The organism is Actinocorallia sp. A-T 12471 (assembly GCF_033875155.1).
Lineage (GTDB): Bacteria > Actinomycetota > Actinomycetes > Streptosporangiales > Streptosporangiaceae > Actinocorallia.
Map to the genome: position 1 here is coordinate 170,532 of NZ_JAWZTE010000004.1, position 14,443 is coordinate 184,974.

Annotated in this window: 15 protein-coding genes; 8 read left to right on the forward strand and 7 right to left on the reverse strand. The window is 69.3% G+C overall.

Going from position 1 to position 14,443, the window contains the following annotated elements:
• Positions 1 to 101: 101 nt before the first annotated feature.
• The 4 genes from R9X44_RS13145 to R9X44_RS13160 all read left to right on the forward strand — a co-directional run bounded on the left by R9X44_RS13145 (position 102) and on the right by R9X44_RS13160 (position 4,380).
• Positions 102 to 1,349 carry an NADH:flavin oxidoreductase/NADH oxidase family protein gene (locus R9X44_RS13145; RefSeq protein ID WP_319814385.1) on the forward strand — a complete coding sequence of 416 codons (1,248 nt, stop codon included), beginning with the start codon at positions 102 to 104 and terminating at the stop codon, positions 1,347 to 1,349.
• A 127-nt stretch (positions 1,350 to 1,476) separates the two neighbouring features.
• Positions 1,477 to 2,412 (forward strand): FAD-dependent oxidoreductase, encoded by a 936-nt coding sequence (locus R9X44_RS13150; RefSeq protein WP_319814386.1) that lies wholly within the window; start codon positions 1,477 to 1,479, stop codon positions 2,410 to 2,412.
• Between the two features lie 113 nt (positions 2,413 to 2,525).
• Positions 2,526 to 3,188 (forward strand): 3'-5' exonuclease, encoded by a 663-nt coding sequence (locus R9X44_RS13155; protein ID WP_319814387.1) that lies wholly within the window; start codon positions 2,526 to 2,528, stop codon positions 3,186 to 3,188.
• Between the two features lie 409 nt (positions 3,189 to 3,597).
• Complete coding sequence (locus tag R9X44_RS13160) at positions 3,598 to 4,380, forward strand: MBL fold metallo-hydrolase (protein WP_319814388.1); 783 nt, start codon at positions 3,598 to 3,600, stop codon at positions 4,378 to 4,380.
• Between the two features lie 27 nt (positions 4,381 to 4,407).
• Here R9X44_RS13160 and R9X44_RS13165 read toward each other — a convergent pair whose 3' ends face one another.
• On the reverse strand, positions 4,408 to 4,821 hold the full coding sequence (locus R9X44_RS13165) for a hypothetical protein (protein WP_319814389.1): 414 nt from the start codon (positions 4,819 to 4,821) through the stop codon (positions 4,408 to 4,410).
• A gap of 61 nt (positions 4,822 to 4,882) precedes the next feature.
• Between R9X44_RS13165 and R9X44_RS13170 the strand changes: the two genes are divergently transcribed.
• Positions 4,883 to 5,338, forward strand: a complete 456-nt coding sequence (locus tag R9X44_RS13170) for a MarR family winged helix-turn-helix transcriptional regulator (RefSeq protein WP_319814390.1) — start codon at positions 4,883 to 4,885, stop codon at positions 5,336 to 5,338.
• 50 nt (positions 5,339 to 5,388) lie between these two features.
• Here R9X44_RS13170 and R9X44_RS13175 read toward each other — a convergent pair whose 3' ends face one another.
• Positions 5,389 to 6,321 (reverse strand): NADP-dependent oxidoreductase, encoded by a 933-nt coding sequence (locus tag R9X44_RS13175; protein ID WP_319814391.1) that lies wholly within the window; start codon positions 6,319 to 6,321, stop codon positions 5,389 to 5,391.
• 136 nt (positions 6,322 to 6,457) lie between these two features.
• Here R9X44_RS13175 and R9X44_RS13180 point away from each other — a divergent pair, with 136 nt between their 5' ends.
• Entirely contained in the window at positions 6,458 to 6,976 is a 519-nt protein-coding gene (locus R9X44_RS13180) for a hypothetical protein (RefSeq protein ID WP_319814392.1), read from the forward strand.
• A gap of 258 nt (positions 6,977 to 7,234) precedes the next feature.
• Here R9X44_RS13180 and R9X44_RS13185 read toward each other — a convergent pair whose 3' ends face one another.
• Together R9X44_RS13185 and R9X44_RS13190 are read right to left on the reverse strand one after the other, a co-directional pair.
• Positions 7,235 to 8,443 (reverse strand): cytochrome P450, encoded by a 1,209-nt coding sequence (locus tag R9X44_RS13185; RefSeq protein WP_319814393.1) that lies wholly within the window; start codon positions 8,441 to 8,443, stop codon positions 7,235 to 7,237.
• A gap of 72 nt (positions 8,444 to 8,515) precedes the next feature.
• Entirely contained in the window at positions 8,516 to 9,088 is a 573-nt protein-coding gene (locus tag R9X44_RS13190; RefSeq protein ID WP_319814835.1) for a DUF1877 family protein, read from the reverse strand.
• A gap of 129 nt (positions 9,089 to 9,217) precedes the next feature.
• Here R9X44_RS13190 and R9X44_RS13195 point away from each other — a divergent pair, with 129 nt between their 5' ends.
• Together R9X44_RS13195 and R9X44_RS13200 are read left to right on the forward strand one after the other, a co-directional pair.
• A complete protein-coding gene (locus R9X44_RS13195; RefSeq protein ID WP_319814394.1) occupies positions 9,218 to 10,168 on the forward strand; it encodes a GlxA family transcriptional regulator in 951 nt (316 codons plus the stop codon).
• Positions 10,168 to 10,803, forward strand: coding sequence for a DJ-1/PfpI family protein (locus R9X44_RS13200; protein WP_319814395.1), 636 nt, complete (start codon positions 10,168 to 10,170; stop codon positions 10,801 to 10,803). The genes R9X44_RS13195 and R9X44_RS13200 overlap by 1 nt, the downstream gene beginning before the upstream one ends.
• Before the next feature lie 78 nt (positions 10,804 to 10,881).
• Here the strand turns inward: R9X44_RS13200 and R9X44_RS13205 are convergent, their stop codons facing one another.
• From R9X44_RS13205 to R9X44_RS13215, 3 genes are all read right to left on the reverse strand, one after another.
• The gene (locus R9X44_RS13205; RefSeq protein ID WP_319814396.1) at positions 10,882 to 11,181 is read right to left on the reverse strand and encodes a hypothetical protein; all 300 of its coding nucleotides are present in this window, start codon (positions 11,179 to 11,181) and stop codon (positions 10,882 to 10,884) included.
• 865 nt (positions 11,182 to 12,046) lie between these two features.
• A complete protein-coding gene (locus R9X44_RS13210) occupies positions 12,047 to 12,184 on the reverse strand; it encodes a hypothetical protein (protein ID WP_319814397.1) in 138 nt (45 codons plus the stop codon).
• A 1,795-nt stretch (positions 12,185 to 13,979) separates the two neighbouring features.
• The gene (locus R9X44_RS13215) at positions 13,980 to 14,438 is read right to left on the reverse strand and encodes an immunity 26/phosphotriesterase HocA family protein (RefSeq protein ID WP_319814398.1); all 459 of its coding nucleotides are present in this window, start codon (positions 14,436 to 14,438) and stop codon (positions 13,980 to 13,982) included.
• Between the last annotated feature and the right edge of the window lie 5 nt (positions 14,439 to 14,443).

The window sequence follows — 14,443 nt, forward strand, 5'->3', positions numbered from 1 at the left end:
CAAAAAAAGCCAAAGTGTCGGCCGGGCCGATCAGTAAGCGGCGGGGTACGGTCTGACGACGGCCCGGCCCGCCACGTACCCGTCCCCGGTGAGGACCGCACATGACGCATGACGTTTCCCTGGACAGCCCGCTCACGCTCAGATCCGGCCTGACGCTGCCGAACCGGCTGCTGAAGTCGGCGCTGAGCGAGGGCCTCGCCGCACCCGACGGCTCCCCCGGCACCCGCCTTGAGACCCTGTACCGCCGATGGGGCGGCGGCGGATACGGGCTGACGGTCACCGGCAACGTCATGGTCGACGGACGGCAGCGGGGCGAGCCGGGCAACGTCGTCGTCGAGGACGAGCGGCATCTCAGCGCGCTAAGCCGTCTCGCCGAGGGCTACCACGAGAAGGGCGGGCCGATCTGGGTGCAGCTGAACCACCCGGGACGGCAGGCCAACCAGCGCGTCAGCCGGAACCGGCCGGTCGCGCCGAGCGCGATCGCCGCGCGCGTCCCCGGGGCGGCGAAACCCGTCGCCCTCACGGACGCGGAGATCCGCGAGATCATCGCCCGGTTCGGGAGGTCCGCCGCGCTCGTGGAGGCCGCGGGGTTCGACGGGGTGCAGATCCACGGCGCGCACGGCTACCTCGTCACCCAGTTCCTGTCCCCGAGGTCGAACCGGCGCGACGACGCGTGGGGCGGCGACGCAGAACGCCGTCGCGCGTTCGTCCTCGAGGTGCTGCGGACGATCCGGACGGCCGTCAGCCCCGGGTTCTCCGTCGGGATCAAGCTGAACTCGGCGGACTTCCAGCGCGGCGGGTTCACCGAGGACGAGTCACGCGACGTCGTGCGCGCGCTCGTCGCCGAGGGCGTCGACCTCATCGAGATCAGCGGCGGCTCCTACGAGGCCCCCGCGATGATGGGCGTCATGGCCGAGTCCACCCGGGCCCGGGAGGCGTACTTCCTCGACTACGCCCGCACGGTCCGCGCCGTCGCCGAGGGCGTCCCGATCGCCGTCACCGGCGGCTTCCGCACCCGCGCCGCCATGGACCAGGCCCTCACCGACGACGACTGCGACATCATCGGCCTTGGCCGTCCCGCCTGCGTCACCCCCGACGCCCCACGCGCCCTCCTGGAACGCGGCGTGGCCCACCTCGACGTCCCGCCCATCCGCATGGGCGCCCGCGCCGTCCTGGGCCGCCTCACCGACCTCCGCCCGCTCGACAGCGCCGTCAACCTCCAGTGGCACGCCGACCAGCTCCACCGCATCGCCTCCGGCCAGGAACCCGACCCCGCCCACCCCTGGTGGCGCACCCTCGCCACGATGCTCACCACGGGCCCCACCGCCCTCCGCCCGAAGCGCAACTGACCCGGTGCGGGCTCGAAACCCGCTCACGGAGCGCTCCGGACGGTGAACGGAATGCGTGGCTCGAACGTCTTCATAGGTGGGGCGTCGGAGCGTCCCGCGCAGGCGCGGGTTCTGGTAGTGATCTGTGGTGGAACTGGAGGTTCCGGTGGGCGAGGGCGGTTACGACGTGGTGGTGGTCGGCGGAGGCGAGGCGGGGCTGAGCGGCGCGCTGACGCTCGCGCGGGCACGCCGGTCGGTGCTCGTGTGCGACATCGGCTGCGGCCGCGACGCGACGATGGGGGTCGAGGTCCTGCGGCACGGCGGACGCGTCGTGCAGGGCGAGGTCGTCGGCGTCACCAGGTCCGGGGGCGCGTTCGCTGTGCTGTTCGAGGACGGGCGGCGGTTCAGGGCGCGGCGGCTCCTCGTCGCGTCCGGTGCGGACGTCGAGCTGCCTGACGTCCCCGGGCTCGCGGGCCGGCGCGACGTCGTCACCTGCCCGTACCGGGACGGCTGGTCCGTTCGGGACAGGGCGATCGGGGTGATCGGCGAAGGGCCCGAGGCCGTCGGCCGGGCGCTGTTGTGGCGTCAGTGGAGCGCGGACGTCATCTTGTTCGCGGGCTCGGTGAAGCCGTCGGCCGACGACGCCGAACGCCTGGCCGCCCGCGGCATCCCCGTCATCGACGGCCGCGTCGCCGCGATCGAGGGCAAGGCCCCGGGAGTCCGCCTTGACGACGGCGCGCTCATCGCCCGCGACGTCATCGCCGTCCCCGAACGCAAACACGCCCGCGCGGGCTTCCTCACCGACCTGGGCCTGCACCCCGTCGAACACCCCGACGGCCTTGGCACCCACCTCCCCACCGGCGCCGCCGGACACACCCGCGCCCCCGGCGTCTGGGCGGCCGGAGACGCCGCCGACCCGTCGTCCCCGCTCGCCGCCGCCCGCGCGCACGGGGCCCTGGCCGCCACCGCCATCAACAGCGACCTCATCGCCGAGGAGACCCGCGCCGCCGTCGCGTTCGCCCGGGGCCCCTTCTCCGCCGAAATCGAGGCCCTCATCTGCGCCCGCCACCAAGACGACCTCTGAGACACCTCCCCGGAGCGCCCGGCCGCTCATGTTCTGGGCGGTTCCGCTTGCATACGCGGCGATCTGTCCCCAAGCTGATCTTCCGCACGTAGAAGTGAAAGGTCGGTTCGCCGGTGCCGAAGACAGACGCTGAGCGCCACGAGGATCGTCGTGGCGCAATCGAGTGGGCGCGCGGCGTTCTCGCGGACCCGCAGACGGTGATCTACGACTGCGAGACCGCCGTTCTGGCGGGGGGCGATCCCACCGCCGTCGACATCTGCGAGATCGGTCTGATCCTGGCCGACGGCGAGGTCGTCTACGACACCCTCGTGGGCGTCCAGCACGAGATCGCCCCGGAGGCGACGGCCGAGCACGGGATCACCTTCGAGATGTGCGATCCGTACGAAAGGTTCTGGGACGAACCGTTCGACGACCTGTCCGAGCTGCTGCCGGGAAAGCGGGTCATCGCCTACAACGCCGAGTATGACCGAGAGGTCCTTCGCGGCAACGTCGCGTGGTGCAACGACAGCGGGTTCCAGGACTTCAAGGCGGCCGACGCCTGGCTTGAGCAGACGCGCTGGGAGTGCGTGACGCTCTGGTACGCGCAGTGGATCGGCGAGTGGGACGACTCCCTGGGCGAATACCGGCGGCAGAAGCAGCCAGGCAGCGGGCACCGGGCGCTCGCCGACTGCTACGCGACCTTGGCGCTCCTGCACACCATGGCCAAGGCCGACCCCGCATGGCAACCCCCGATCCCCCCACGGGCCGACGGACGTCCCTCCGCCGACCTGCCCTAGGGCCGGGAACCCACCCCACCGCGTCTGACACCCGCCTCGACCGAGCGCCACGCCGTCGAGGCGGTTCCCCTGCGCCCTTCCACGCGCCGCGCTGCCGCAGCCTGCAGTAGCCGCCGCATTGCGGTCAACTGACGGATTCCCGGCGCGAAGCCGCGATCTAGCTTCAAGCCATGAACACCGCACAGGACCGCCGCCGGAAAGGTCATCCCGCCCGCGGTCCAGCGCACCATGGCCGCGCGCGCCCGCAGCCAGACCAGCGAGATCCGCTCCTCGCATGTCGTCATGATCTCCCACCCCACCGCCGCGACCGCCACTATCGTCGCCGCGTACGTCGGCACCCGCTGACCGCCGATAACCCGCCAGGGCCGCGCCTTTCCGGCGCGGCCCTGACCCGACAGGAGCTCCGACCATGACCGACGTCGCCTTCACCCACATCGGCGGCCCCACAGTCCTCATCGAGTTCGCCGGATGGCGGCTGCTCACCGACCCGACCTTCGACCCCCCGGGACGCACCTACCGGTTCGGCTGGGGCACCTCGAGCCGCAAACTCACCGGCCCCGCCGTCGCCGCCGCCGACCTTCCGCCGATCGACGCGGTCCTGCTCACCCACGACCACCACGCCGACAACCTCGACGACGCCGGACGCGCCCTCCTGCCCCGCGCCGGAGCCGTCCTCACCACGAGGTCGGGCGCGCGCCGCCTCGGGTCGGGCGCGATCGGCCTGCGCCCGGGAGCCGCCCACCGGCTCACGGCCGACGGCAGACCCCCCGTGACGGTCACCGCCACGCCCGCCAGGCACGGCCCGCCGCTCAGCCGTCCGATCAGCGGCGAGGTCGTCGGCTTCGCCCTCACCTGGCAGGGCCAGGACAACGGCCCCCTGTGGATCACCGGCGACACCACCCTGACGGGTCCGGTGCGCAAGACCGCCCAGGCGCTCCGCCCGGGGACCGTCCTGCTCCATCTCGGCGGGGTCCGCTTCCCCCACACCGGCCCGCTGCGCTACACCATGACCGCCGCCGACGGCCTCGCCCTCCTCAAGGGCCTGTCCCCCACCACCGTCCTGCCGGTCCACTACGAGGGCTGGCAGCACTTCCGCGAGGACCACGCCGCCATCCTCGACCACACCCGCAAGGAGCTCGCCGGCCCCTTCACCTGGCTCCCGATCGGCTCGAGCCGAACCGTCACCGTCTAGGCCGGGCCGACGGTTGCGCGTCGCGCTCTAGTCCTCGGGGCGGGTGAGACCGGTGCGGGCGAGGGCGACGGCGATCCCGCCCGCCGCGAGGACGAGGGTTCCCGGCGTGACGATTCCGGCGTCGGTGCCGCTGACGGCGGCCAGGGCAGGTCCGGCGGCTGCGGCGGCGATGCCGAGGAGCACGTCGAGAACGATCCTCGGAACCTTCGGAAGGACGGGCTGGAGGAGGGCGAGGACGATCGCGCCGACGGCGAACACGTTGAGCGCGGGGACGACGGTCGCCTGGCCCGACGAGTACTCGGCGTCGCCGATCGCGGGCCAGGCGTCGCCCGGGAGCAGCGCCGCGAGACCGAACGCGACGACCGCGTAGAGCACGATCGCCGCGACCGTGACGAGCACGCGCCGCCGACGGCGTCGCCGGACCTGATCAGTTGTATTCATACAACCATCATCGGAAGACGCCAAACAGTTGTCAAGTGACAACTGTTGTAGGATCGCGGTCATGGCACAGCGGGAGCCCGAGGACGTGGTCGAACGGGCGCTTGTGCGCATCCGCCGCGACCAGCAGGCCCGCCGCCTGCACCACACGGCTGCCGATCCCGTCGCCGCCTCCTCGGTCGACGCGGCGCGCTTCCGCTACCTCGACGCGCTCGAAGAGGCCGCGGACGGCATGGCGATCTCGGCGATCGGCCAGGCGATCGGCGTCGACCGCCCCCGGGCGAGCCGCCTGACGACCGAGCTCCTGCACGACGGGCTCATCGAGCGCCGACCCGACCCCGACGACTCCCGGTACGCCCTCGTCCGCCTCACCGCGCAGGGCAGAGCCCTCGTGGACGACATCCACCGGACCCGGCGCGTCGCCGTCGCCGAGGCGCTCGCCGCCTTCACCCCCGAGGAGTCCCGCCTCTTCGCCGACCTCCTCGACCGCTTCGTCACCGCCTGGCCCCGCCCCGACTGACCACCCGCGAGGGCCCCGACGCCCACCGCGCCGGGGCCCTCTCACGCGTGTTACGGGACGGTGATCACCGTCCGGCCGAGGCGGGTGCCGGAGGCGTACTCGGTGTGCAGGGCCGGGAGGTCGGCGAGGGGGCGGCGGGCCTCGACGTCGACCGTGAGGTCGCCCGCGTCGATCCTGGCGACCAGCGCGGCCAGCTGGGCCGCGTCGGACCTGGCGAACATGCGCAGGGCGCGGACGCCGCGTGCCTGGTCCTCCGGCGCGGGGGTCGTCGCGCTGACCAGGACGCCGTCGTCGGCGACAAGGCCGGTGAGCGCGGCGGAGTCGGCGGGCCCGGTCGGGACGAGGTTCAGCACCACGTCGTACCGCTCACCCGCGGCCTCCGCGAGCGGGGCCTCGGTGTAGTCGACGAGGTGGGACGCGCCGAACGCGCGCAGCCGCTCGGCGCTCGCCGGCCCCGCCGTCGCGGTGACGGCCGCGCCCGCGTGTGCCGCGAGCTGCACCGCGTACCCGCCGACCGCGCCGCCGCCCCCGTTGACCAGGACCGTCTGGCCGGGGACGAGCGCGGCGTGGTCGAACAGCGCCTGCCAGGCCGTCAGGCCGGGGGCGGGCAGCGCGGCGGCGTCGGCGAGCGCGATCGTCGTGGGCGCGGCGGTCAGCAGCGCGGCCGGGACGAGCACGAACTCCGCCGCCGCGCCCGGCGCGCCCAGCGGCAGGAACGCCACGACGGGATCGCCCTCCGCCCACCCCTCGACGTCATCGCCCAGCTCCTCGACGGTCCCCGCCGCGTCGATGCCCGGGGTGTGCGGGAGCGTCAGCGGATACGCTTGCTGGAGCAGCCCGGCCCTGATCTGCGCGTCGACCGGGTTGAACGAGGTCGCCGCGACCCGCAGCAGCACCTGGCCGGGGCCCGGCACGGGCCGGTCGGCCTCCTCGTGCACCAGCACGTCGGCGTCGCCGTACCGGTGGTAACGCACTGCCTTCATCGTCTCTCCAAGAATTCGTACTGCTCCGCAGGTGAAGCATGCCGTCCGGACGAAGATCCGCGCCGGGCTTTGCGGTAAGCCGTCCGTGCCGAGGCCGCCCATTCCGTCGAAACGGACGATCAGGCATGATGGGTACATGATCGAACACCGAGAGCTACCGGCCGCCCTTGACGAGGAGGCCCTGCGCGACCTCTCCGACGGCCACCACGACCGCGACGTCCGGGCCTGGGGGACGCGCGAGGCGGGCGGCCACCTGGTGAAGGTGTACGGGATCGAAGCGCCGGGCCGCACCGTGGCCGAACATGACCTGGAGGCCGCCCTCCGCCTTGCCGGAACCCACCTCCAGCTCGGCGCGGCGCGCGGCTCCCTGGGCCTCGCGACCCTGATCTTCCACGCGGGCGGCGACGGCGACTACGTCCTCGTCCACACCTGGATCGAGGGGTACATGTCCGACCTGGCGATCTTCACCGGCCCCGCCGGCAAGCCGGAACTCCTGCGTCCCGGACGCGTCGGCCTGGCCCCGTGCGTCTGGGAGGCCGCCGTCCTCGCCCACGAACGCACGGCCTTCTCCCGTCACATCCTCGACGGCCGCGCCACCCTCGCCGACCGCATCACCGCCTGGGCCGCCGACGCCCTGCGCGGCCCCACCCGCTAACGCAAAAACTGACCGCGAGCGTCTACTCACCGCTTCGGGCGGTGGGCCTGGCCCTAATCGGCCAGGCCGCGCGGCTAATGCAAGGAAATCGGCCTTTCCCCGCGGTAAGAAACCGCCGTCGGCGCATCAGTTCGACGGTAGTTTCCCGTGCACCTATTCGCCCGGCTGACGGGCCCCCGTCCTCTCCACCTCGCGGTCGCGTGAGGTTCTGACCGCGTATTCGCGGCGAGAGGACAGGGCGTCAGGATGGCGGGCGCGTCAGGCGGGGTGCAGCCAGAGCTGTTCCGGACGGCGTGCGCCGGAGCGCTTACGCCACTCGATGGGCTCCCCGGTGAGGCGGAGGCCCGGGTAGCGGGCCAGGAGCGCCGCAAGGGCCTCCTCCAGGATGACGATGGCCAGCCACTTGCCGAGGCAGATGTGCGGGCCCGCGCCGAACGCGAGGTGGTCGCGCGCGTTCTCCCGGGTGAAGTCGACGGTACGCGGCTCGGGGAAGACGCCGGGGTCGGAACTCGCCCCGTACTTGCCGAGGATGAGGATGCTGCCCGCGGGGATCTCGACGCCGTCCAGGACAAGGTCGCGGGCGGCGATCCTGGGCGGGCCGTCGTCGCCGCTGGCGGGCCTGGTCCGCAGCAGCTCCTGCACCGCCCCGGGGATCAGCGACGGGTCCGCGACGAGCGCGTCCCAGTGGGTGCCTCCCGGGACCGGTCCATGCGTGAGCAGATGCAGCACCATCGACGTGAGCGCCGTCGTGGTGGTCTCCCAGCCGCCGGACACGATGTTCGCGCCGACCATGACCGCCTCGGGCGTGCTGACGTCCTTGCCCTGCTCCCCCGCGTACGCCGACAGGATGTCGTCGCTCGACGGGTCGGCCTTCCGCGCCTGGAGCAGACCGCCGATGTGCGCGCACATCTCCTGGACGGCGGCGCGGGCGTCGAGCGGGTCGGAGAAGTTGAGGAACCTGTCGCCCCACCCGACGAACAGCGGAAGGTCGGCCTCCGGCACGCCCAGGATCTCGCCGAGCACCTGAAGGGTCAGCGGCGTCGCGAGATCGGCGACGAGATCGAAGCTCTCCCGCCCCGCGAACCCGTCGAGCCGCGCCTCGACCAGGTCCCTGACGCGGCCACGCCGCCGCTCGACCTCCGCGCGCCCGAACGGCCGTGCGGCGGGCCTGCGCACCCGCAGGTGCTCGCGCCCGTGCATGGCGAGGAGCGTCCCCTGGAGGGGGACGACGCCCGGGATCGGGTCGACCGGCTGGAGGAAGTCGTCGGCACGCGTGAAGACCTCGACCAGCAGCGCGTGCCCGTTCACGAGGAACGCCGGGCGCTGCGCCAGCTCGAGCCAGATCGGCCAGACGCCGGGACCGAGCTCGAAGTAGACCTCGTTCAGGTACTGGGTCGGCTCGCCCCCGTCAAAGGGATATCTGGGTGTTCCGTTATACGGACACGTCAGCGAACCGGTTTCTGTCACGTGGTCACCCTCCGAGGTGCGAGAAGAACTGCTGCGACCGCACCGCGATGCTAATTCCCACGCCCGAAACGATCAACGATGAGAGTTTCCACCCCCTTGCAGTAACAGAATTCCGGTATCCGTGCCATCACCTTCGGCGACGCCCCGGCGTAACTCGATCCAGAGCAGGACGGCCTCACGCTCGCGCGCCGCCGCGCGGACGAAGAGGTGCAGCGGCTCGTAGAACGCCTGCACCTCGAAGAGCGCGTCCGGCGAGGACCACTTGCCCGACGGATAGAGGTCGGCCGCCGCGAGATCGGCCGGGGCGACCCCGTCGGTGAGGGCCGCGAAGGACGTCTCGCCGACGGCGCGGGCGGCCAGGGCGACCTCGTCGGGCTCCAGGTAGCGTGGCGGGCCGTAGCCCCACTCCGCGCCGCCGAACTCCTTGCCGCCGTGTACGAGATCGACCGGGAAAGCGGCCCTGGCCAGCAGGAAGGCCAGCGCCTGCCACGCCCACCCGACACTGAGCGTGCGCGCGCGAGCCGGTGGCGGCGGGGCCTCATCTTCCGCCTCCTCCAGCGCGTCGACGTATCCCCGCGCCCATGTCCCGTCCACGATGGCCGCGCCGAGTTTGCGGGCCGTGATCCGCGCGTACCTGCCGTTCATGCTCACCCGGCCAGGCTATGAGCCGGGTCTGACATTTTCCGGAACCGCGCGTACGCGCCCGGTGACGATGGCAGGAAAGGTGGGAGAGCCGTCATTGCCGCCGTCCGGGACCGCTGCGAGGCTGACGGCATGGGAACGCGCAGTGTGCTCGTCGTCGTCTTCGACGGTGTGCAGAGCCTCGACGTGACCGGACCCGTCGAGGTCTTTCATGGGACCGGCGCGTACGACGTCACGACGGCGTCGCCGGGCGGGGAGGCGGTGCGGACGACGTCGGGGCTGCGGCTGCTCCCCGACGCCGACCTCGCGCTCGTCGACGCGCCGCACACCCTCGTCGTCCCGGGCGGGGCGGGCACCGCGCATCCACCGGCCAGTCTTGTGGAGCGCATCAGCGCGCTGGCCGAGGGCGCCACCCGGGTCGTCTCGGTGTGCACCGGCGCGTTCCTGCTCGCCGAAGCCGGACTGCTGTCCGGACGCCGCGCCACCACGCACTGGGCGTACTGCGCGACGCTCGCGCGGCGGCACCCGGACGTCGAGGTCGATCCCGACCCGATCTACGTGCGCGACGGACACGTCGCGACGTCGGCCGGCGTCACCGCGGGCATCGACCTCGCGCTCGCCCTTGTCGAGGAGGACCTGGGCCGCGACGTCGCCCTGCTCGCCGCCCGCCACCTCGTCGTCTTCCTGCGCCGCCCCGGCGGCCAGGCCCAGTTCAGCACCCACCTCGCCGCACAGACCGCCACAAGAAACCCCCTACGCGACGTACAACGCTGGATCGACGAACACCCCGAAGCCGACCTCTCCGTCGAAGCCCTGGCCCGCCGCTCCTCCCTGTCCACCAGACACTTCGCACGCGCCTTCGCCGCCGAAGTCGGCATGACCCCCGGCCGCTACGTAGAGGCCGTCCGTCTGGAGGCCGCCCGCCGCCTTCTCGAAGACACCGAAGAAGGCATCGCCCAAATAGCCCGCTCCTGCGGCTACGGCACCCCCGAGACCATGCGCCGCGCATTCGTGCGCGCCCTCAACGTCCCGCCCTTGCAGTACCGCCACCGCTTCCACCCACACCCCACCGAAGGCCCCTGATGCAAACAGCCATCCTGCTCTACGACAACTTCACCGCCCTGGACGCGGTAGGCCCCTACGAGGTCCTGTCCCGCATCCCCGGCTCCGAAATCGTCTTCGTCGCCACCAACCCCGGCCCCATCCGCACCGACATGACCAGCCTCGCCCTCACCGCCGACGCCTCCCTGACCGACATCACCTCCCCCGACATCCTCCTCGTCCCCGGCGGCCCCGGCTGCGCCGAACTCCTCAACGACGAGCCCGTCCTGGACTGGATCCGCCAGGCCGACACGACCACAACCTGGACCACCTCAGTCTGCTCCGGCTCCCTCCTCCTGGCCGCCGCAGGTCTCCTCACCGGCAAACGCGCCACCTCCCACTGGATCTGCATGGAACTCCTCGAAGCCTTCGGAGCAATCCCGACCTCCGAAAGAGTCGTCCTGGACGGCAAACACGCAACCGCCGCCGGCGTCTCCGCCGGCATCGACCTGGCCCTCCACCTGACCGGCCTCCTCACCAGCGACCGCATCGCCCAATCCATCCAACTAGTCCTCGAATACGACCCCCAACCCCCCTACAACACCGGTTCAATCACCAAGGCCCCACCACCCCTCGTAACCGCCCTACGCAAAACCAACCTCACCATAACGGCCTGAGCCCCTACGCCAGCCCGTGCACTATCCAGGCAGTCCAGTCCGGGCGTAGTTAGGGCGCCAGGACATCGAGCGAGGGCATCAGATCGGCAGCTCCTTACCGATTGCTCGCAGGACATCAGAGAGCCAGACCAGTCCGTACCCGACCACCCGATCGCCACCAATCATGGATTGGAGGTTTTCCCAGGACTCGGAGACCATGCCAATCGTCGGCTCAGGCGGCCCTTCGTAGACATCATCCTCGATAACTGGAATGGACCAGAATCCATCTCTTTCAACTATAACAACCCCAGAAGGCGAATGAGAATCAACAAAGTCAATCAGATGCTCGAACACCTGCCGAAGCTCAGAGATCGAGACCTCGGCCGGAATATGCTCCACCAGCAGACCCCTCCAATTTTCGCGATATTAATCTTGCATCCTAATATTTCTTCACGAGGGTAATTAATTCTTCCGTTAATGACCCGCCGCCTATCCAGTGAGTGGCCTTCCGATTGCGGCTGTTGACAGCAACAGGGGCGAACGTTACCCGGCGAGGCTCAGCGGCCGCCAGAAGCCCCGTTTTCCGGGTGTTCAAGCGAGGCCATCGCAACCGGCGACATCAACAAGATCCTCCACGCCCGCCGCGACGTCGACGAGTACTGGAACACCCAGCACCCCACGTAGTCGAACTCACCCTGTACAGCCACCGCGCCACCCAAGCCAGACGCAAGATCAAAGACGTCCCCAACGAGGACTGAACTCCACCCCGAAGCAGGAGTGGTTGGCCGAAACTTTCTCTACAAGTACCAAGAGCACGCCTCCGGCACGCCGCGGGCCCCACCCGCCCAAGACGGGCCCGCCTCCTGCCTCCGGCCCGGCAGCCCGCCCGGAAAGATGATCCACAGGGACACATCCGGGCGCTCAGCACCGGCGAACAGCAGGTCGGGCTAAGGATCTACAGCGGACACGGTGACGGCACAGAACCCAAACGCCCAACCGGCGGGCGAGCGATCGTCAGGATCCGGACGCGGCAGTCCTGTTGCGCGCCGTCTTGTCGGACTCCGAGGGGTACAACGAAACTCGAGGAGGTCAAGGCAAACAGCTCGCCTGGTCCCCGCGCGAACCCGTCGACGGAGCGAGCGCCTGACGGCGACACCCCCGCAGAACCCCAGGCCAGGGCGGTTGCAGGAAACCTACAACCGCCCTATCGGCCTGACGGCAACCGTGACGGCAACGTAGGCGACCATCGACGCGCATCAGACACTCATCGTGCTTCCTCGGTCACGATCTGGCGTGCGACTCGCCGGGCCCATTCCATGAATTCCTCGGCCACGCTTTCGACCCTTGGACTGATCGAAACACGCGCGTTCGACCATTCATCCGTCGTGTTGTAGATAGCCATGAGAGCACCTGTCTCACTGTTCGCCGGTCGACAAATTCGAGAACCCGCTCGCCACCCACATTATCCACGTCGATGATCTGAATTGTACAGTCTTGAAAAATCTCACATCTCACACCCAGGCCCTCGGTCCAGGAAGCGCGAGAAGATGCCGTTTAGGTCGAACCGGGCGCCCAACCACTGGACAGACCCGGCATTTCATTAAGGACACACCCGGACGGGAAGCGCATGCTTTACCCAGATAGCCAATCACATACCGTCTTTACGGCTGACTGCACGTCGCTGGTGTCATCGATCTGGCGATGTTCCGAGCGTGCTTCGACCGTTGCCATGTTAACGAGATCAAGTTCCGCGTTCCCGTCCTCCCAGACCACCATCTGCGCAGCTAGATCACCGGCCGCCACCTCCCATGAGACTGACCTGTTGGACCAAGAATCTGGCGAGTCCGATACCGATGAGTCAGCTATCGATAGCGCACCCCCAGGCTCAATTCTGGAGATGGCCATTCGCACTGCCTCCAGCAGAGCGATACCTCTCAGGGGCATGGAGCACCTCCACCGAGTCGAATGCTTCCTGCCTCGGGCATTCCCACAGTACCGCCCTTTTTCGCCCAGTAGCGGCCCATCGTAGTGTCGGGTTCAGCCAGTTTGAAGTCTCCCGGACGTCCGCCTGGAATAAGCGACGATCGGGGAACATCGAACTCTACGTAGACCGATCCTGACCTGTTCGGGATGAAAGCATCAGACGATGCCGGATAAACCACGTAGGCATAACCGCCGCCGCCAGGCTGTACCATGCCCGTCTTCGCCATTCGAGTGTACTCATTCATTGACATCCAACGTCCCACAGTGACCAGACCATCGCCACCGTCGTTATGGACAAGGACCGGAGTGTCACCGGCCAGCACGTAGTGGGTGTGCGGCTGCGCTGATATTTCGGCGGTTTATGGGTTGTGGAACGTGGCTTGTGCCTGGTGGTTGTTCGGAGAGTGTCCGGTCGGTTGTGGTTGTTGACGGCAATGGTGACGGCAGCCCAGAGGAACAAGCAGGAGCAGTGAACGCTGCCCGAACGGCATGACAGGGGCTGCGACGAGGAGCCGGCCGTCCAGGAGCTTCGGGGGCCGGATCAGCGGGTGGCTCAGGTCCCGAGAATGCGGGCGCGATCGGTTTGGGCAGGGAACACCCTCACAGGAGCCCTGATCGGGCCTCAGCGGGCAGGCCAAAAGCCTGCCCGATGCACCGGGCCAGCGTACGGGCTCCCGCCCCTGCCCAAACCGACCGCTCAGCTCGCCGACCCACAGCCCTCAACCCCCGTCACCGCGCACGCAGGGTAGCCAGTCACAACACGAGCTGGCTGAAACTTCCTCTACAAGTATCAAGAGCACGCCTCCGGCGCGCCGCGGGCTACGTCCGCCCGGGACGGGCCCGCCTCTTGCCTCCGGCCCGGCAGCCCGCCCGCCAACAAAGAGCCTGAGGTCACGGGCCTACAGCTCAATCGAGGCGAACTGCGCCAACGTCCACACGTTTGCCCCAAGAGCCAGCAGAGCCCGCCTCGGACATTCCAAGAATTGCGAAGCTCCCCGCCGCCAGGCACGCCCCCGGCAGCATCATCGGCCGTCGATGCAGTCACTGATCGAACTCCGCTGAGAGTCCGAGCGTCCGACCGCCAGCAGCCCGGTAGAAGGCCAGCTCAGAGTAGTTGTAGGAAACCTACAACCGCCCCTCCCGCTTGACGGCAACGCTGACGGCAACGCGACCGCATCCCAGCGATCCCCGACGACGTCCGAGCACGCCGGCCCTCATCGATTTTGAGCCTCGAGAAGCCTCGTGAGTTTGATTTCCACAAATCCCGAGCCTTCCAGCCCGTCCTCAGGGAGATCTTTGCACCCTTGCGGGGAAGATTTCAGTTCACTGACGATTTTGAGTGTCTGATCATCGTACTGAACCAATACCTCTCCATTGCGACAGAAGGTGGGAACGGGCCACTGTTCTGGATCCCACTCAGCGACCCGACCAACGACCTGCCACAGCCCTTTGATGATGCCGCGATCGCCGAATCGGCAGATCTTTGAAGCATTACCAGGTTCGAGGTCAAACGGCCCGGCCACATTGTCCAACGTGTCGACTCGCTGGCCAAAAAAGTATCCGAGAGCGATCCCCTTCCCGTCAGCTCGTGCGACCACGCCGAGCGCAAACCCCTCGTCGCGTAGCGGTACAGCGACGACGTCTCCTGTCGCGTAGGGAAGTGACCGGGCCATCTAAG

Coding starts and splice junctions, on each gene's coding strand:
- R9X44_RS13145 (WP_319814385.1), top strand. CDS start 102: ATGACGCATGACGTTTCCCTGGACAGCCCGCTCACGCTCAGATCCGGC.
- R9X44_RS13160 (WP_319814388.1), top strand. CDS start 3,598: ATGACCGACGTCGCCTTCACCCACATCGGCGGCCCCACAGTCCTCATC.
- R9X44_RS13165 (WP_319814389.1), bottom strand. CDS start 4,821: ATGAATACAACTGATCAGGTCCGGCGACGCCGTCGGCGGCGCGTGCTC.
- R9X44_RS13170 (WP_319814390.1), top strand. CDS start 4,883: ATGGCACAGCGGGAGCCCGAGGACGTGGTCGAACGGGCGCTTGTGCGC.
- R9X44_RS13175 (WP_319814391.1), bottom strand. CDS start 6,321: ATGAAGGCAGTGCGTTACCACCGGTACGGCGACGCCGACGTGCTGGTG.
- R9X44_RS13180 (WP_319814392.1), top strand. CDS start 6,458: ATGATCGAACACCGAGAGCTACCGGCCGCCCTTGACGAGGAGGCCCTG.
- R9X44_RS13190 (WP_319814835.1), bottom strand. CDS start 9,088: ATGAACGGCAGGTACGCGCGGATCACGGCCCGCAAACTCGGCGCGGCC.
- R9X44_RS13195 (WP_319814394.1), top strand. CDS start 9,218: ATGGGAACGCGCAGTGTGCTCGTCGTCGTCTTCGACGGTGTGCAGAGC.
- R9X44_RS13200 (WP_319814395.1), top strand. CDS start 10,168: ATGCAAACAGCCATCCTGCTCTACGACAACTTCACCGCCCTGGACGCG.
- R9X44_RS13210 (WP_319814397.1), bottom strand. CDS start 12,184: ATGGCTATCTACAACACGACGGATGAATGGTCGAACGCGCGTGTTTCG.
- R9X44_RS13215 (WP_319814398.1), bottom strand. CDS start 14,438: ATGGCCCGGTCACTTCCCTACGCGACAGGAGACGTCGTCGCTGTACCG.